Genomic DNA, 16,131 nt, shown 5'->3' with positions numbered 1-16,131 from the left:
ATTATTTATAATGTCAATTAATGAATTACAGGACGAAGTGATTGCAGAATTCAGTGACTTCGACGATTGGATGGACCGTTATCAACTACTTATTGACTTAGGAAATGAGCAGGAACCACTTGAAGAAAAATATAAGACGGAACAAAATCTGATTGAAGGATGCCAAAGTAGGGTGTGGCTTCAAGCGGATGATGTAGATGGTAAAATCGTTTTTAAAGCGGAAAGTGATGCTTTGATAGTCAAAGGAATTATTGCCTTATTGATTAAAGTCCTTTCAGGACATACTCCTGATGAAATCTTGAATACAGATCTTTATTTTATAGACAAGATTGGGCTGAAAGAGCATCTGTCGCCAACGCGTAGCAATGGTTTGCTGTCGATGGTGAAACAAATACGAATGTATGCACTAGCATTCAAAGCAAAAGAGGGGAAGTGAAAAACTTCCCTTTTTTTATGGTTGCTTTCTGGAAGTCAGATTGTTCATGGTCAGTATGGTGCAGATAAGTAGCAGGATTGAACCGACCAGAGTGACGAGATACGGGCTACCGTTAATCAGGTCATCCATATTCTCGGCTTCGGGATATTTGATGCTAAGATATACGGATAGCGAGTTGTTGAGCACGTGCATGAGTATACAAGGTATCAGGCTGCCTGTTTTGTAATAAGTCCATGCCAGCAGGATACCGATCAGAAATGCGGGAAGGATCTGGGCCGGATTTATATGAAAGACGCCGAACAGAAGCGCGGAAATCAGAATGGCTTTAGTCGGATTATATTGTTGAAGTAAAGCTCGGGTGATTGCTCCGCGAAACAAGATTTCTTCAAGTACAGGACCGATGATAGCTATTGCAAGAATACCGCCCCAACCGGATTGGAGAATGTCGAAAGATTGCTCCATGATGTTGGGTATCCAGTCTAGCAGTCCCATAAGTGCAGATACCAGAAAGCCAGCGGTGAGAATAGCCAGCCCGCTACAAATTAGGAATGGCACTGATACAGGCGACCATGTCGCTTTCTTTTTACTGATATAGCCGGCTTTCCATAGATAAATACCCATCATAATCTGACCGGCTAATTGGGCCGGAATCATAATCATTTGCGTCAGGGCAACCTTATCCAAATCTCCTGTGGTGACTAACAAATAGATCGTACAGGGAATCATAATCAGGATAGGGGCGACAATCTGTGCAATGAGAAGGTCTATTAATATCAGTTTGATAGCCGTTTTCATTGGTCTTTAGTTAGTTGTAAAGAAACTATAGATAAACATAGCTAACATCGAAATAGCTATTACCACCAAAGAGATGCTCATAAATGACTTTTGCATAAGAATCTATTTTTAAATTATTATTGTTCGGTTATTGTATTATTTATTTTGTTTCTCTGCTGTTACTGCCTGCCTTGCTGGCAAGAAGAATAGCTTCCGTCTCTTCTGCATCTTTATGGAGTTGCACTATTAACTCGTCGATACTGGAGAATTTCAGTTCGGGACGCGTCCGTTTTACAAAAGTAAGCCGGATGAATTTATCGTATATGTCCGAATGGAAGTGAAGGATATTCACCTCAATGGTCCGGTTAGGGCCATTATCAATCGTCGGGCGGACACCTATGTTCAGCATCCCCATATATGTCTTTTTATCAAATGTCACCCATACGGCATATACACCGTCCGCGGGGATCAGTTTATCAGGATCATCCACGCTTAAATTGGCCGTTGGAAAACCAATTTTGCGGCCTACCTGATAGCCGCCTACTACTATTCCGTCCAGGAAGTATTCATATTTCAGGCAATCGGCAGCCAAGTCCACTTCTCCTTGATGAAGAAGTTTGCGGATCAGGGAAGAACTTACCGGAACGTTGGGTACGTTCTCTATTTCTATATTGCTGGTATATGCTTTGGCGCGAATCACTTCTATGCCAATTTCTTTCCCATAGCGTACATAATCCTCGAAGCCCTCGCTGCGGTTGTGCCCGAAACGATGGTCATAGCCGATAACCAGGTATTTTACCTGATAGCGTTCTTTTAACAGCTGTGTCATGAACTCCCGGGCGGTAAGCCGGGAAACTTCCGGGGTGAAATCAAGCATCAGGCAGTAGTCTACCCCGATGTCTGCAAGCAGACTTATTTTTTCTTCCGGGGTAGTCAGAAGTTCCGGACGATAATTCGTGTTCATCACTTTGCGGGGATGAACGGGGAAAGTAACCAATGCAGAGCGTAGACCTTTGGCGGCGGCTATCTCTTTCACTTGCTGAATCAGATAGCGATGTCCTGCATGTACTCCATCAAAAAAACCGATGGTAGCTACACTGGGTTCCGGGTTAATAGCCGATGTGTCACGTATAATCTGCATATCTCTAAAATTATTTGCTGTTGAAAAGATGGCTCCAGTCTTCGCCTTCTTTTGCTGTATAAGTGGAAATTCCTAAATTCTGGGCTGCCTTACAGTTCATCTCGGAATCATCGATGAAGAGTGTTTCTTTCGGCTCGATACCGGCATCCTCTATGATTGCCTTGAAGATTTCCGGTTCGGGCTTGGTCATTTTCATTTCAAAAGAGAGGTACGTTTTCTCAAAATAGTCTTCCACCTTAAATGTGCGGTAGGGAAACAGGTGAATACATGTCCAGTCCCAATGGATTTGGTTGGTATTGCTCAATAAATAGACGACATATTTCTCACGTAATTTTAATAATAAATCAAGTTTGTGTGTCGGTATGTCTACTAAAAAACTATTCCAGGCTGCATCTATTTGTATGTCGCTCACTGCTTTGCCTATCATCTGCCGAACTCCGTCACGGAATTCGGCGGGTGTAATCAATCCTTTTTCCTGTTGCATCAGGAGTCCGTTCGGATTATGGATGTCCAGTAGGTCCTCCACGTTCCGGAGCCCTAATTTCTGAAAGTTCTCAATGCAACGTTGGCGGTCGAGATTGATAAGTACACCACCCAAATCAATAAGAAGGTTTTTTATTCCTTTACTTTTCATTTCTGTTTTTTTTGTGAATAATACGTTGAACAAGGCGAATAAGTTCTCCAACCCATAACACCGTGGACGAAACGCCTATAATAAGAAGCCAGGTTTGCCAGTTGAGCGGCTCCGTACGGAATACAGCTCCACCGAACTGTACGATCAGGAATTGTCCGGCAAGAATAGCCAATACAATAAGTTCCATACCATACGATTTGGAAAGTCCCTTGAATGCCGAATCGGTAGTGCCGAATACACGGGCATTGAACAGATTCCAGAATTGCAGCATGACAAAGAAGGTGAAGAAAATGGTCAGGTTGTGTATATCCATACCTTTCGTGCTGTGGTCGAAATAATAAATCATTCCGAGCAGTACGATGAGGAAGATGGAGCCCACACCTAATATATTAGACCGCATTGCCTTACTGATAATAAAATCAGTGCTTCGACGGGGTTTCTCAAGCATTACGGTTTCGCTGGGGGGAATGGAAGCAAGAGCCAAAGCGGCAAAAGTGTCCATAATCAGGTTCACCCATAACATTTGTGTTACAGTCAGCGGAAGTTCCGTACCGATCACAGAACCTAACAAGACAATGAGCAGTGCTACGAAGTTGATCGTCAGCTGGAAAACAATGAAACGCTGGATATTCTTATACAGGGAGCGGCCCCACATAACAGCAGTTCCGATACTGTTGAAGGAGTCGTCGAGCAGGGTAATATCGCTGGCCTCTTTGGCTACAGAAGTACCTGTACCCATTGATAAACCTACTTGGGCATGATTCAAAGCCGGAGCGTCGTTGGTTCCGTCTCCGGTTACGGCTACGACTGCTCCTTTTTGCTGAAGCAGCTGTACCAGACGTTGCTTGTCAGTCGGGCGGGCGCGGGACATGATTTTTAAATCCATCACTCTATCCAATGCTTCTTCATCGCTCAATTCAGCAAATGCAACACCGGTGATTCGATTTCGTTCGGTATCTGTTTCGGGGTTCCAAAGACCTATCTGGCGTGCGATTTCCGTTGCAGTTCCCGGAGTATCACCGGTCACGATCTTGATGCCGATACCTGCGGACTGGCATTTAGCAACCGCAGCAGGTACGTCCGGACGAATCGGGTCGGAGATGGCAACTACTCCCAAGAAATTCAGGTCGTTGGCTGAAACCAGTTCCGTACAATCGTTTGGCTCATTTTCTCCGACAATCTTGAATGCAAACCCAAGTGTACGCATAGCCATATTCTGATAGCCCAACAGTTGTGCTTCTACTGTGGAACGATATTCTACGGCGTCCACTCGTCGTCCGTCCAAGACAACTTCTTTACACTTGCCCAAAACAATTTCCGGGGCTCCTTTTATATAGAGTATTTTTTTTCCGATCAGTGGCGACTCAACAAGGGTTGCCATGAATTTCCGTTCGGTAGAGAAAGTGAGTTGGTCGAGGATATGTGCTTTCTCGCGAAGTTCCAGATAATTTCTTCCCTGCTTGTTAAGCCAAAGCAATAAAGCTACTTCGGTGGGATTTCCTACTCCTTTCGGCTTCTCACCGGTCGTTGACTCTTCGAGGAAAGCGGTTGAGTTAGCGCTGATTCCTTCCGCAATGAGTGTGCTGATATCATCATCGGACAAAACACTGCCATTTTTGATGCCGTAAAAATTAGGCTCGTGCACTTGCATCAGGTTTTGAGTCAGTGTACCGGTTTTATCCGTACAAATCACGGTGATGGCTCCCATTGTTTCGCAAGCATGCATTTTCCGCACCAGATTGTTGGTGGAAAGCATACGACGCATATTCAATGCCAGACTAAGCGTAACGCTCATTGGCAATCCTTCAGGCACAGCTACTACAATCAGTGTAACTGCCATCATAAAATATTTCAGTGTCCGTTCGAAAACAGGAAGCCACTCATGCCATCCGTTCAGTGAACCGAAATCAAAGAATAACAATACGTCTTTGACAAAGAAAATAAGGAAAGCGAGACCGGCAACGGTAAAACCAATCTTTCCGATGAGGTTTGCGAGTTTGGTCAATTGTATGTTCAGCGGAGTAGGTTCGAGATTGTCTTCCGTGCTTTGTCGGGCTACTTTCCCGATTTCAGTAGCATCTCCCACATGCAGCACGCGCATGGTGCCATGACCGTCCACCACTGTCGTTCCACGCATCACCAGATTGGAAGCATAAGTTGCCTCTTCATCAAAGTCAGCTTCTACAGTTGTTTTATTAATAACGGGTTCGCCTGTCAGATTAGATTCGTTTACTTGCAAAGAGATGGCTTCCAGTAATTCTCCGTCGGCAGGAATTTCTTCACCGGTTTCCAGAATTACAATATCACCTACCACTATGTCTTTGCGGGGAATTTCCTGTACACGTCCGTTTCGGATCACTTTTACCAATGTTTCTTCATTGACTGCATTCAGCAGATCAAACTTTTTGCTGGCATCATATTCGAAAAAGAAACCGATTCCGGTGGCCAGTAAGATAGCTGCTATAATTCCGATTGTTTCAGCGTATTCGTTCTCGATGATGGAAATGATTAACGAGAAAACGGCTGCTACTAACAGTACGCGTACAACCGGGTCTTCAAATTTTTCCAGATAAAGTTTCCAGAGGGAAGGACGCTTGGGAGGTGTTAACAGGTTAATACCATTTTTCTCCCTGCTTTGTAGGACTTCGTCATCCGTAAGTCCTAAATGATAATAGTCATTTTTATTTGTACTCATGCAGATACATGCGTTTAGTTTGAACCGCAAAAATACAACATAAAATTGTGATAAATTGTTTAATTAAAACTTTTTATGAAGTCGAATTTGTTATCGTGGTTTACCACATGTGCGATAAGGAATTGTAAACCAGAATGTAGAACCTTCACCTTCTACGGAATCTGCACCGATCTGACCGCCTAGTTTGGCGACAATGGTTTGAGAAATAGAGAGTCCCAGTCCGGCTCCTTTCTTATCTTTGTTCAGTTTCACAAAGCGCTCGAAGACATCCGGTAATTTCTCTGCCGGAATTCCTGCTCCGGTATCCTTGACATAAAAGTAGAGTTCGGTATCTCTTGCTTCATATCCGATGCGAATACTGCCTTCGTGGGTGAACTTAATGGCGTTGCCGGCAAAGTTGGAAAGCACCTGTGCCACCCGGTTGCGATCCGTTTGGATCATGCATGATGAACGAGACGGTTCTGCTATAATTTGTATATTTTCTCCGGCTTCATTGACTCTCATCTGGAAAAGTTGTTGTAAATCTGAAAGCAATAGATTGACATCCACCGTTGTCTGTACAAATTCCAAGGTTCCGGCTTCGATTTTAGACATATCCAGAATGTCGTTGACCAATTGCATCAGGAGATCAGCATTCATTTTTATGATTTCCTGGTATTGAGCCTTTTCCTCTTCGGTATTTGCGCTGCCTAACACTTCTGCAAATCCGGTAATAGCGTTGAGAGGAGTACGGATCTCATGGCTCATATTAGCTAAAAAGGCCGATTTTGAAATATCCGCTTTTTCAGCTTTTTCTTTGGCTAGTCTCAATTCATTTTCGGCCTGTTTCCGTCGGGTGACGTCATGTACGGTGATAACCATATTCTCTTCTTCATTGAGAAGGAAGTAGGAGCCGGATATTACTGCGTCACATTCCACAGTTGTATTATCAGACGTGACTACGGATAAAGTTGCTTCGAGATCCGTGAAGTTCCGTCTCTGTTCGAAGGCCTGACGTATGGCGGTACGTATCGGACAGGAACCGCAGAAACTATGTGTGCCGCAGCCTCCTTCGGCAGCCAATGCGTTACGGCATTGCAACAGGTCGCCCACTCTTTTTTCCTCTGTTCCTTTTCTGGTTCCGGTTTTTTGGTAATAGTTGGTCTTCAGTACTTTAAAATCGTTATCTATTAGCAGAATAAAAGCATGTACATTCTTTAAAACGGCACCGGCGATATGGCTGGTACGTTCCAACTTTCTGGATTCACGGAACAATCGTTGTTGCATCCGTAGGCATTTCCTGCGTTCCCATAAAAAACTGATTAGTAGGACTGCGCATAAAACTATTAAAGTTGACAATAGTGCTATAAGCATAGTATAATATTGTTGTTTTAGCTTGATAATATGACTACAAAGATAGCTTTTTTCTTTAGTTTGGAAAATAGTGTTGAACAAATATCCAGCTATTTGTGTTATATTATTCAGAAAACCATTTAAAAATACGAACGTTATGAAAAAGTACATTTGCACGGTCTGTGAATATATTTACGACCCCGAACAAGGAGATCCGGAAAGCGGAATTGAACCAGGAACAGCCTTTGAAGACATTCCAGATGATTGGACTTGTCCGTTATGCGGAGTCGGCAAAGAAGATTTTGAACCGTACGAAGGATAAAACCAAGAGAGAGAGAATTATTTAAGAGGAGAATGGCCGGGTGTATAGATATATGCCCGGTCTTTTTTGTTTTTCTGGAGGATGATTTAAATTAAAAAGGAGAATCAGTAATGCTATGATAGACTGATTCTCCTTTTTTAGGATTCAATTTTGCTCTATCAAGAAGCTTTTTTCTCTTTTACATCACTACTGGCTTCTACTACATTCACCACATAGTCACCTAGTTTTTCACATTCGGCGATAATATCCATGTAATAAACTCCCATCTGATAATCGTATTCTTTGTTGTTTACGTCCAGAATGTTCTGATTCTTCAGTTGGTTACGGTAGTTGTTAATTTCATTCTCGATGTTGAAGGACTTATTGATGTCAATGTTCTGATGTTCCGGTTTTTCTACAACCACAATCATTTGAGCAAGTGCGTCGTTGGTCAGCTTCATCATGAGGTGGATATGTTCATATTGTTTCTCGGTAAAGTCCTGGTTGGTTTGGCGTTTCCGGTTGATGGTACGTGCCAGGTTATAACAGCTGTCACCGATACTTTCAATTTCCGTCACTTCACGCAACATGGCACGTATCTGTAGTTTACTTTCAGAACTTAACCGGCCTTCAGATACTTGATTCAGGTAGTTGGCTATTTCAAGTTCCATGTTGTCGCTGATATTTTCATACTTCTCGATCCGGCTGAACAGCTTGTTGAAATCGTCATCCTTTTCTGTGTGTAGCAAATCCTGCACCATGCCGAACATCCGGTGTGTACGTTCTGCAAAAAGATGGATTTCTTTGCGTGCCTGAAGGATAGAAAGTTCAGCGGTAGAAAGCATACCACCGGTGATAAACCGCAAACGGGGCTCTTCGTCCTCTTCTTTGGGGTGGATAAGAGCACATACGGTACGTTCAATCAGTTTAACCGCCCATATCAGAATACATACGTTACAGATATTGAAAATTGAGTGGAAAGCCGATAACTTGTAGGAGATGGCAACTTCCGGATTGTTACTTTGGAAAAAGGTATCTACTACCCAGTTTACCAGTTCCATGAAAGGATGGAAGACAATCAAGACCCAGATAACACCGAACACGTTAAAAACAAAATGGGCCAATGCTGCCCGCTTAGCCTGTGTATTGGCTGTAAGTGCGGCAAGATTGGCCGTGATAGTGGTTCCGATGTTTTCTCCCAAAACAAGTGCTGCTCCCAGTTCCAGACTGATCCAGCCGTTGGCGCACATAATCAATGTAATTGCCATGGTGGCGGCGGAGGCCTGTACAATCATCGTCAATATAGTACCGATGAGTAAGAACAGAATGATGGAGAAGAATCCCATGTCCGTGTAGTTCTGTACGAAGGCAAGCATTTCCGGGTTGGCGTTCAGGTCGGGCGCGTTTGCTTTCAGATAAGAAAGCCCCATGAAAAGGAAAGAAAAACCGAAAATGAATTCACCGATGGACTTGCGGTTGCTTTTGCCGGAGAAGATGAGCGGAAGGGCGATGGCTAAGAGCGGGAGAGCGAAGGCAGCCATATCAACCTTAAATCCGAAAATTGAAATGATCCAGGCAGTCACGGTAGTACCGATATTAGCACCCATAATGACGCTGATGGATTCGGCAAGTGTGAGCAATCCGGCGTTTACGAAACTTACGACCATCACTGTCGTTGCTGAAGAAGACTGGATAAGAGCTGTTATCAACACTCCTGTTAAAACTCCCGTTACCCGATTGGTAGTCATTGCCGTTAGAATACTTCGCAATCTGTCACCCGCGACCTTTTGTAAGCCCTCGCTCATAATCTTCATTCCGTAAAGGAAGAGTCCTAATGAGCCTATGAGCTTTAAAAAATCATAAAAAGAATATTCCATCTATAATATTTTTAATGGTTATTTGTTCTCTATCTGATTATAAGTATATTAGTCCCAAATTATTCACCTTTTAACGAACTCGATGAAACAGATGTTACAAATATGTTGCAAAAATAACAATATTTCCAAAGAATTCCCTATCGGAAGCTCACTTTTGGATATTTATTACGGTTTTAATCTTAATTTTCCTTATCAAGTAGTAAGTGCCAAGGTCAATAATCGTTCCGAGGGACTGAATTTCAGAGTTTATAATAATAAAGATGTAGAGTTTCTGGATGTGAGAGATCAGTCCGGTATGCGTACGTATGTCCGTTCGCTTTGTTTTGTCTTGTTTAAGGCTGTCACGGAACTGTTTCCCGACGGAAAATTGTTTGTAGAACATCCTGTTTCAAAAGGCTATTTCTGCAATTTGCGGATTGGCCGTCCCATCGAACTGGAAGATGTGACACGCATCAAGCAACGGATGCAGGAGATTATCGCGGAGAATATTTCCTATCATCGCATCGAATGTCATACGGCTGAAGCTGTGCGTGTTTTCAGCGAACGGGGAATGAATGATAAAGTGAGATTGCTGGAAACTTCCGGTTCGCTCTATACCTATTATTATACATTGGGTGATACCATTGATTATTATTATGGGAATCTGCTGCCCAGTACCGGATATCTTAAATTATTCGATATCGTGAAATATTACGATGGATTGCTTCTCCGGATTCCGAGCCGGGAAAACCCGAATGTGCTTGAAGATGTGGTGAAGCAGGAAAAAATGCTGGATGTCTTTAAAGAATATCTGAACTGGAGTTATATCATGGGGCTTAACAATGCCGGAGATTTTAATCTGGCCTGTGAAGAGGGACATGCAACCGATCTGATAAATGTTGCAGAAGCACTGCAGGAGAAGAAAATAGCCCAGATAGCCGATACCATATTCCATCGTGGTGAAAACGGTAACCGGGTAAAACTGGTATTGATTGCCGGACCATCTTCTTCGGGAAAGACAACTTTCAGCAAACGGCTTTCTATCCAGCTAATGACCAATGGACTGAAACCATTCCCGATCTCTTTAGATAATTACTTTGTGGATCGTGAAGAGACTCCTCTGGATGAAAACGGAAATTATGATTATGAATCACTGTATGCACTTGATTTGGAATTGTTCAACCAACAGTTGCAGGCACTCTTGCGCGGTGAAGAGGTCGAACTGCCTCGTTTTAATTTCTCTCTTGGCAAGAAGGAGTATAAAGGCGATAAACTGAAAATAGAAGATAATACAATTCTGATTCTGGAAGGTATTCATGCCCTGAACCCGGAACTGACACCACATATACCGGCTGAACGGAAATTCAAGATTTATGTTTCAGCATTAACCACCATCTCTTTGGATGACCATAACTGGATTCCGACAACTGATAACCGTCTGTTGCGGCGTATTATCCGTGACTTCAATTATCGGGGATATTCGGCTCGTGAAACGATATCACGCTGGCCGAGTGTACGTGCCGGTGAAGATAAATGGATTTTTCCCTATCAGGAGAATGCCGACGTAATGTTTAATTCAGCGTTGCTTTTTGAGTTTGCAGTACTCCGTTTGCATGCCGAACCTATTCTGATGGGTGTCCCGCGCAACTGTCCTGAATATTGCGAAGCATACCGATTACTTAAGTTTATCAAATATTTTGTTCCTGTACAGGATAAGGAGATTCCGCCTACGTCCTTACTGCGCGAATTTTTGGGAGGTAGTAGCTTTAAATATTAAGTAGAAAAATTAGGATATATTCGTTATTTGTACTTTCTTTGCAGAAAATATGAATTACCTTTTGTTGTAGTAAGGCAAGAGAACACAAAATAAACAATATTTGAATAGGATTCTTTAGGGGAGAATACTGTATAATGACTGTTATACTAAACTATAATATTGAACCTTTGGTTACTTTTGCTGTTATAAAAGGACTACATGCAACAAAAAAAATGTGAATATGATTTTTTATAATAGTCTTTTAGCAAAGTGGTTCTTGGGAAAAGGAAAGAAACACTATTTTATGTTAGGCTGGTTTTTCTTTACCCGGTATAAATATCTGGAAGTTTGGGAAGATATGGAGTTACGGATACATGCAAAGCAATATTGGGAATGCTTTTCTCTGACTCTGATACCAGCGTTGATTTTGTCATTACTGTTTTCATGGTGGTGTATGATACTACCATTCATAACTTATGACCTCCTTTATTGGTTTGAAAAGATCATCTACCACCATTCAATATTTAATTGGGAGGCGATAAAGCATAGCGGCGATACGCTTTATCTCCGAAAGAGAAAAGCGTATGCCTGGAAGAAAGGTTACGGGAAAAAAGAGTTGCCCGTATCCAGATGGAATGATTGATTCTTTATTTCAAATGCTTCTTTATCCAAAGCAGATGTCCATACTCCGTATCGTTGGAGGTCCAATGCTCATTAATAGGAGTAATCAGGGCTTCTTTCGGACAGTTTAGTACATTGTATACTATATAGCTGGTAGTCGGAGGACATACATCGTCATTGAATCCCCATGTTATATAGGTGTCTGCTTTTATCAATTTAGCAAAGTTCACTACATCATAATAGGCCATTGTCTTTATTTTTTCGGGGGTATCCATATCCACCGAATTTCTAAAGAAATGAGGATAGCCACCGGCACGTCCGGCTTTATAGCCTGCCATATCGCTTAATGCAGGATGATTGGCGACACAAACTGTCACCCGTTCATCCAGTCCGGCAGCGATTAATGCCAGGGCGCCTCCCTGACTACCTCCTTGTGCGATTACATTTTTGCCATCCCATTCCGGCAGGGAAGTCAGAAAGTCGATACCGCGTACACAGGCCAGATATACCCGTTTCATATAATAATTATCACGACTGTCGAGCCCGTTGGTCAGATAGCCGTTTTCTCTGCTATTGAAAGCGTTGCTGATTTCTTTAAATTCTTCATCAGTCATTTCCGGATTCAGGCCGTGTATCTCGAATTCAAAACGGATGTATCCTTGCTCCGCATAATATTTATGGCGTAGAGGTTCTTTGATAGTTTTGATGCCTGCTCCCGGAGGGCACAGGACAACCGGAAACTTTCCTTCTTTTTTCGGATAGAATAAATATCCGTAGACGCATTGCCCACGTTTGTTCAGTTGCAATTTTACGAGATAACAGTCTATTTTATCAGTGGAATATTTTTCGACATGTTCTTTGGTATACGTTAGGGGAAATTCCTTTTGTTCTGCTTTTGCCTTTTCCCAAAATTCCTTGAAATCGGAAGGCATGGTTGTATACGGACGAAGTTTTTCCGGTGAAAATCCTACTTTGATATGATGTGAATAGGTCTTTCCATCTACGGTTGCTTTCAGACGACAGTCGCGGAATCCCGGCTCTTTCATTGTGCCCACAGGAATCACTCCCCTGCCATTCTTTAAAGTTACACTTCCTTTGGTATCGGCAACAGGCATCATATCACCACCTATTTCATAAGTGACGGTTACGTTATCTCTGGGGATACCGTATTTATAGAATTGTACCTCCACAGTTGCTTTTTCTCCCGTTTTATAAAGCCAGTCGGCATGATTGGGTACGGTGACCCAAAGCACATCGCTTTTATAAGGATAGTTTTCAGCTACGGCGGACAGCAAGGTAAGTGACAATAGCCATACAGATAAAAGTAGTCTTTTCATGGTGTTATTCATTGTTTTTATATCATTAAAAAGTGAGTTGTTTTAATTCTGTTGCAATATTACGCAAGATTTGGGAAAAGGAGGGTAGAAAAAATGTGCTTTTAGATGGACTATTTGGTACTTTGACAAAAATAGCAGAAGTATTTCACTCGGATGAAAAACTTCCGCTATTGATTTTGAATAGAAGAAAGGTTCTTCTTTTATTTTGATGAGGCTTTTATTTTTATGAAGCTTTTTATCTTAACGCTTCCACCTCTTCCGGTGTCAAAGGGATCTTCTTACCTAATCGGCGGGCGCCGGTTTCTGTAATCAGATAATCTTCCTCATTGCGGATACCACCGAAGTCCTTATAAGTTTCCACTACATCATAATTGATGAAATCGGTAAATTTCTTTTCTCCTTTCCACATGTCAATCAGTTCCGGAATAAAATAAATACCCGGTTCTACCGTGTGTACAAATCCCGGTTCCAACGGAATGGCGAGACGTTGCGATTTGCGACCGAACTGTGTGCTCTTCGGTTGGCCGTTATATCCTACCCATATCTCTCCCAGATTTTCCATATCGTGTACATCCAATCCCATCATGTGACCTAATCCGTGAGGATAGAATAACGCATGAGCACCTTCGCGGACCGCATCTTCCGTATTTCCTTTCATCAATCCGAGTGCCTTCATACCGTCTACCATGACACGGGCAGACAGTTCGTATACGTCCATATAAGGAATACCCGGACGGAGGGCTTTTACAGATTCCAGATGCATCGCATTCTGAATCTCGTATACTTCGCGCTGGCGGGCTGTAAACTTTTTGTCGGCAGGAATGGTAGACGACATATCGCCTGCATAGCCTGATTCTACTTCTGCGCCTGCATCAATTAGGAATAAATCACCCGGTTTTACTTTATTTCCATGATAGTGGTTGTGTAAAGTCTGTCCGTTGATAGTGGCAATGGTGGCAAAAGAAAGCTGGCAGTTGTTAGATTCGGCCACCCGGTTCATTTCCGCTACCACTTCGTATTCATACATGCCCGGACGGAGCACTTTCATGGCGGTGATGTGCATATCGGCAGTTACATCGCAAGCCTTCTCTATTTCTACAATTTCTTCGGCAGATTTGTAATTACGTTGGGCGATAACGGCACGGATGAATGGAACAGAACCTTCCTGACGTGTAGGGGGAATACCCAACCAATCCATCAGTTTCAATTTATGCTCGGGACGGTAAGGCGGCAGATAATGAACCGCTTTCCCTTTCTGGACGCACTTGTGGAGATAGCTTGTAATTTCTGCGGACGGCATCAGATTTTTTACGCCCACACGTTCGCATTTTTCGTGTAATGTAGGTTGCGATCCCATCCATACGATTGCGTCGATAGACAGTTCATCTCCAAAAATGATTTCTTTGTCTTCATCAATATCGATAATAGCCGAAAGGCCGGCGCATGAAAGTCCGAAATAATAAAGGAAAGTAGAATCCTGACGATAACGGAAGGTGTTATCCTCGTAGTTCAGTCCGCACTCGTCATTTCCGAGAAATAACAATACCCCGGAGCCTAAATTCTTTTTTAGCAGGGCTCTTCGCTGCATATACGTTTCTTTGGCAAACATATTGTCCTAATTTTTAAGTTCGTGCAACAAAGATAACGAATTTTGTGTTATAGGATTAAAAATTATCTCCTTAATCTGTGTAATCTCTCGTTAAAAAGTTACTTTTGTAGCGAGAAATAGTAGAAAGCAAAAACGAATATGGCACAAGGTTCCCGTCAAATACAATCTCAGGCGCAACAGCAGGTACAAACGCTCTCGCCCCAGCAGATTCTGGTCGTGAAACTGTTGGAGCTTCCCGCAGTAGAGCTGGAAGACCGTATCCATGCTGAACTGCTTGAAAATCCGGCACTTGAAGAAGGCAAAGAAGAAAACACTGCGGATGAGTATGCTGATTCCGACACTACGGAAGATGGCATGAATAGCGATGCCAACGATTATGATTCTTTGAGTGATTATCTGACTGAAGACGATATTCCCGATTATAAATTACAAGAAAACAACCGTTCGAAAGATGAACAGGCGGAGGATATTCCGTTCTCCGATTCCACTTCTTTTTATGAAATCCTGAAAGAACAGCTGCGTGAACGCAACCTGACTGAACATCAGTGTGACCTGGTGGAATATCTGATCGGTTCATTGGACGATGACGGACTGCTCCGTAAGTCATTGGAGAGCATCTGTGATGAACTGGCGATTTATGCCGGCATCGAATCGACAGAAGAAGAATTGGAGGAAGCACTCTGTATCTTGCAGGACTTTGATCCCGCTGGTATCGGTGCCCGTAGCCTTCAGGAATGTCTGTTGATACAGATTTGCCGGAAGAAGGATGAAGAGAAGAAGCCCAACCCGATACTGGAGCTGGAAGAACGTATCATCAGAGAGTGTTATGAAGAATTCACCCGTAAACACTGGGAGAAGATTATAAAGAAACTGGACATTGATGAAGAGACTTTCCAGGAAGCTCTTAATGAGATAACCAAGCTGAATCCCCGTCCGGGTGCTTCTTTGGGAGAAGCGATCGGCAGGAATCTCCAACAGATAGTTCCCGACTTTATCGTGGAAACGTATGATGACGGAACCATCAATATAAGCCTCAATAACCGTAATGTCCCCGAACTCCGTATGAGTCGCGACTTCACGGAAATGGTGGAAGAGCATACCAAAAACAGGGCTAATCAATCAAAAGAATCCAAAGAAGCGATGATGTTCCTGAAGCAGAAAATGGATGCGGCACAAGGATTTATCGATGCTGTGCGGCAGCGTCAGAATACCCTGATGACTACCATGCAGGCTATCATTGACTTACAACGTCCTTTCTTCTTGGAAGGAGACGAATCTCTGTTGAAACCGATGATTTTAAAAGATGTGGCCGAACGTACCGGACTGGACATTTCAACGATCTCCCGCGTGAGCAACAGTAAATATGTGCAGACAAATTACGGCATCTATCCGCTCAAATTCTTTTTTAGCGACGGGTATACCACAGAGGACGGCGAAGAAATGTCTGTCCGCGAGATACGCAAGATTCTGAAAGAGTGTATTGATGGGGAGGACAAGAAGAAACCGCTGACAGATGATGAATTGGCAGACATCTTGAAAGAGAAAGGTTATCCCATTGCTCGTAGAACGGTAGCCAAATACCGTCAGCAGTTGAATATTCCGGTTGCGCGACTTCGAAAATGAGAACGAATATAAAGTA

The 16,131-nt window shown here is 42.9% G+C and carries 13 protein-coding genes; 5 read left to right on the top strand and 8 right to left on the bottom strand.

Annotation, left to right across the window (positions count from 1 at the left end):
• Positions 1 to 10: 10 nt before the first annotated feature.
• Complete coding sequence (locus INE92_RS15890; RefSeq protein WP_004316653.1) at positions 11 to 436, top strand: SufE family protein; 426 nt, start codon at positions 11 to 13, stop codon at positions 434 to 436.
• A gap of 15 nt (positions 437 to 451) precedes the next feature.
• Here the strand turns inward: INE92_RS15890 and INE92_RS15885 are convergent, their stop codons facing one another.
• From INE92_RS15885 to INE92_RS15865, 5 genes are all read right to left on the bottom strand, one after another.
• The gene (locus INE92_RS15885; RefSeq protein WP_008026168.1) at positions 452 to 1,231 is read right to left on the bottom strand and encodes a CPBP family intramembrane glutamic endopeptidase; all 780 of its coding nucleotides are present in this window, start codon (positions 1,229 to 1,231) and stop codon (positions 452 to 454) included.
• Positions 1,232 to 1,370: 139 nt separating this feature from the next.
• Positions 1,371 to 2,351 (bottom strand): bifunctional riboflavin kinase/FAD synthetase, encoded by a 981-nt coding sequence (locus INE92_RS15880; RefSeq protein WP_008026172.1) that lies wholly within the window; start codon positions 2,349 to 2,351, stop codon positions 1,371 to 1,373.
• A 10-nt stretch (positions 2,352 to 2,361) separates the two neighbouring features.
• Entirely contained in the window at positions 2,362 to 2,985 is a 624-nt protein-coding gene (locus tag INE92_RS15875; RefSeq protein ID WP_008026174.1) for an HAD family hydrolase, read from the bottom strand.
• Entirely contained in the window at positions 2,975 to 5,680 is a 2,706-nt protein-coding gene (locus INE92_RS15870) for a calcium-translocating P-type ATPase, PMCA-type (RefSeq protein WP_195436123.1), read from the bottom strand. The genes INE92_RS15875 and INE92_RS15870 overlap by 11 nt, the downstream gene beginning before the upstream one ends.
• 90 nt (positions 5,681 to 5,770) lie before the next feature.
• Positions 5,771 to 6,946: a sensor histidine kinase gene (locus INE92_RS15865; RefSeq protein ID WP_004316658.1), complete on the bottom strand. Its 1,176-nt coding sequence runs from the start codon at positions 6,944 to 6,946 to the stop codon at positions 5,771 to 5,773.
• A gap of 223 nt (positions 6,947 to 7,169) precedes the next feature.
• Between INE92_RS15865 and rd the strand changes: the two genes are divergently transcribed.
• Positions 7,170 to 7,334 (top strand): rubredoxin, encoded by a 165-nt coding sequence (gene rd / locus INE92_RS15860; protein ID WP_004306971.1) that lies wholly within the window; start codon positions 7,170 to 7,172, stop codon positions 7,332 to 7,334.
• Positions 7,335 to 7,492: 158 nt separating this feature from the next.
• Here rd and INE92_RS15855 read toward each other — a convergent pair whose 3' ends face one another.
• Positions 7,493 to 9,190 carry a Na/Pi cotransporter family protein gene (locus tag INE92_RS15855; protein WP_008644967.1) on the bottom strand — a complete coding sequence of 566 codons (1,698 nt, stop codon included), beginning with the start codon at positions 9,188 to 9,190 and terminating at the stop codon, positions 7,493 to 7,495.
• 82 nt (positions 9,191 to 9,272) lie between these two features.
• On the opposite strand from INE92_RS15855, the gene INE92_RS15850 reads away from it, so the two are divergent.
• Positions 9,273 to 10,946, top strand: a complete 1,674-nt coding sequence (locus INE92_RS15850) for a nucleoside kinase (RefSeq protein ID WP_008016291.1) — start codon at positions 9,273 to 9,275, stop codon at positions 10,944 to 10,946.
• A 220-nt stretch (positions 10,947 to 11,166) separates the two neighbouring features.
• Entirely contained in the window at positions 11,167 to 11,568 is a 402-nt protein-coding gene (locus INE92_RS15845) for a hypothetical protein (RefSeq protein WP_008026182.1), read from the top strand.
• Positions 11,569 to 11,572: 4 nt separating this feature from the next.
• Here INE92_RS15845 and INE92_RS15840 read toward each other — a convergent pair whose 3' ends face one another.
• Positions 11,573 to 12,883 carry an acetylxylan esterase gene (locus INE92_RS15840; protein ID WP_195436124.1) on the bottom strand — a complete coding sequence of 437 codons (1,311 nt, stop codon included), beginning with the start codon at positions 12,881 to 12,883 and terminating at the stop codon, positions 11,573 to 11,575.
• 235 nt (positions 12,884 to 13,118) lie between these two features.
• Entirely contained in the window at positions 13,119 to 14,492 is a 1,374-nt protein-coding gene (locus INE92_RS15835) for an aminopeptidase P family protein (RefSeq protein WP_195436125.1), read from the bottom strand.
• 138 nt (positions 14,493 to 14,630) lie between these two features.
• Between INE92_RS15835 and rpoN the strand changes: the two genes are divergently transcribed.
• Entirely contained in the window at positions 14,631 to 16,115 is a 1,485-nt protein-coding gene (rpoN, locus tag INE92_RS15830) for an RNA polymerase factor sigma-54 (protein ID WP_195436127.1), read from the top strand.
• Positions 16,116 to 16,131: the final 16 nt, after the last annotated feature.

It is taken from the genome of Bacteroides xylanisolvens (genome assembly GCF_018289135.1).
Taxonomy (GTDB): Bacteria; Bacteroidota; Bacteroidia; order Bacteroidales; family Bacteroidaceae; genus Bacteroides; species Bacteroides xylanisolvens.
Note: the sequence above shows the minus strand (reverse complement) of the source record. Positions and strands in the feature narration are given on the sequence as shown.

Bases quoted from the DNA above. Each gene is read 5' to 3' on its own strand.
- INE92_RS15850 (WP_008016291.1), top strand. From the start codon at position 9,273: ATGAAACAGATGTTACAAATATGTTGCAAAAATAACAATATTTCCAAA.
- INE92_RS15840 (WP_195436124.1), bottom strand. From the start codon at position 12,883: ATGAAAAGACTACTTTTATCTGTATGGCTATTGTCACTTACCTTGCTG.
- INE92_RS15845 (WP_008026182.1), top strand. From the start codon at position 11,167: ATGATTTTTTATAATAGTCTTTTAGCAAAGTGGTTCTTGGGAAAAGGA.
- INE92_RS15885 (WP_008026168.1), bottom strand. From the start codon at position 1,231: ATGAAAACGGCTATCAAACTGATATTAATAGACCTTCTCATTGCACAG.
- INE92_RS15855 (WP_008644967.1), bottom strand. From the start codon at position 9,190: ATGGAATATTCTTTTTATGATTTTTTAAAGCTCATAGGCTCATTAGGA.
- rd (WP_004306971.1), top strand. From the start codon at position 7,170: ATGAAAAAGTACATTTGCACGGTCTGTGAATATATTTACGACCCCGAA.
- rpoN (WP_195436127.1), top strand. From the start codon at position 14,631: ATGGCACAAGGTTCCCGTCAAATACAATCTCAGGCGCAACAGCAGGTA.
- INE92_RS15880 (WP_008026172.1), bottom strand. From the start codon at position 2,351: ATGCAGATTATACGTGACACATCGGCTATTAACCCGGAACCCAGTGTA.
- INE92_RS15890 (WP_004316653.1), top strand. From the start codon at position 11: ATGTCAATTAATGAATTACAGGACGAAGTGATTGCAGAATTCAGTGAC.
- INE92_RS15865 (WP_004316658.1), bottom strand. From the start codon at position 6,946: ATGCAACAACGATTGTTCCGTGAATCCAGAAAGTTGGAACGTACCAGC.
- INE92_RS15875 (WP_008026174.1), bottom strand. From the start codon at position 2,985: ATGAAAAGTAAAGGAATAAAAAACCTTCTTATTGATTTGGGTGGTGTA.
- INE92_RS15870 (WP_195436123.1), bottom strand. From the start codon at position 5,680: ATGAGTACAAATAAAAATGACTATTATCATTTAGGACTTACGGATGAC.
- INE92_RS15835 (WP_195436125.1), bottom strand. From the start codon at position 14,492: ATGTTTGCCAAAGAAACGTATATGCAGCGAAGAGCCCTGCTAAAAAAG.